The sequence below is a fragment of the Sulfitobacter sp. HI0129 genome (genome assembly GCF_001635395.1).
Lineage (GTDB): Bacteria > Pseudomonadota > Alphaproteobacteria > Rhodobacterales > Rhodobacteraceae > Sulfitobacter.
Genome location: NZ_LWGH01000488.1, coordinates 1 through 1,178 on the forward strand (window position 1 = coordinate 1; position 1,178 = coordinate 1,178).

The 1,178-nt window shown below is 63.5% G+C and carries 2 protein-coding genes and 1 riboswitch; of the genes, one reads left to right on the forward strand and one right to left on the reverse strand.

Annotated features, from left to right (window positions below):
• Positions 1-211, reverse strand: a 211-nt coding sequence (nrdH, locus tag A3764_RS13390; protein WP_067951662.1) for a glutaredoxin-like protein NrdH, incomplete at its 3' end; no start/stop codon positions are given.
• Positions 212-318: 107 nt separating this feature from the next.
• Positions 319-509: riboswitch (cobalamin riboswitch) on the reverse strand.
• A 313-nt stretch (positions 510-822) separates the two neighbouring features.
• Between nrdH and A3764_RS13395 the strand changes: the two genes are divergently transcribed.
• Positions 823-1,178 (forward strand): site-specific integrase (locus A3764_RS13395; protein WP_161487497.1); only part of this gene is annotated, 356 nt, incomplete at its 3' end.

The window sequence follows — 1,178 nt, forward strand, 5'->3', positions numbered from 1 at the left end:
CGCCGATCTTGTCGGGGCGGAAGCCGGCCCAGTGATCGTCACCGGCCGTCACCACCGGCACCTGCCGGTAGCCCAGCTCGGTGACACGGGCCATCGCCTCATCGTCCTCGGTCAGATCGACCAGATCGAACGCGATGCCCTTGGCGGCAAGCGCGCGGGTGGTGGCGGTGCATTGCACGCAGGCGGGTTTGGAATAGACGGTGATGCTCATAAGGTGTCCCTCTGGTTTTCTGCCTTTGTTAGGTCAGCAGGCAAAGGGACGCGGACACGCACGGGCAGTGCCGTAGATGCACAACGCCTCCGGGCCCACCGACCGGTTCGTTTCCTTTCGTCCTGGCAGGTCTCCTGACTCGCGGCTCAAACGCTTCGGCCCTCCTTCCCGGCGCAGGACGCCAGTGGAACATCGGGCCTCGGCTTACCGCTCACAGTTGCGGGGGCAGCGCCGGTTTCGCACCGGCTTCCCTTTTCACCCACGACGAGTCGCAGGCACCAAGACTACATTATTTAGTCACACGATGCACGACACTGTCAATATGTAGAGCCCTCATATCTCGCGTCGAGTGCGTCGCGGCCACTTGGTCCTGTGTCGCAGCGTGCCATGGAAGATGCGACCGCAGGCGTCAGTTCGCCGACGGAGAGAGGTCCGCTCGATAAAGCAAAGCTTGCACATGGAAGTCGCAGGAGCCGATCAGCCAGCTGCGGCTGAGCTCCAAGCAGCGGCCAGGATAAGGAGGGGCCATTATCGTTACCGTTTCAGGGCGCCATTTCGGTGCAATGTGCTGCCCGTGCTGAACTGGCTGAACCCCACCAAAGGAGTTCAGCATGCCCCACCTCGATCACACCGCTTTCGTCAATGCCTGCCGCGATGAGCGCGGCGTCGGACATCACACCTTGCGGGCCTATGCCCGGGATCTGCGCACCTTCGCCCGCTTCACCGCAGCGCACCAGCTCAGCGACCCGCTGTCCAAAGTCGACATCCTCGCCTACCACCGCCATCTGCGCGACGCGTTGGATGCCAAGCCGGCGACCATCGAGCGGCGCCTTGTGACCCTGAAGTCCTACTTCGCCTGGCGCGAAGACCGAAACAGTGCCCTGCCCTCCCCATTCGCCGACGTCCGTATCTCCGTGAGGATCCCGCGCCGCCTGCCCCGCCCCATCGATCGAGACACTCTCAGAGC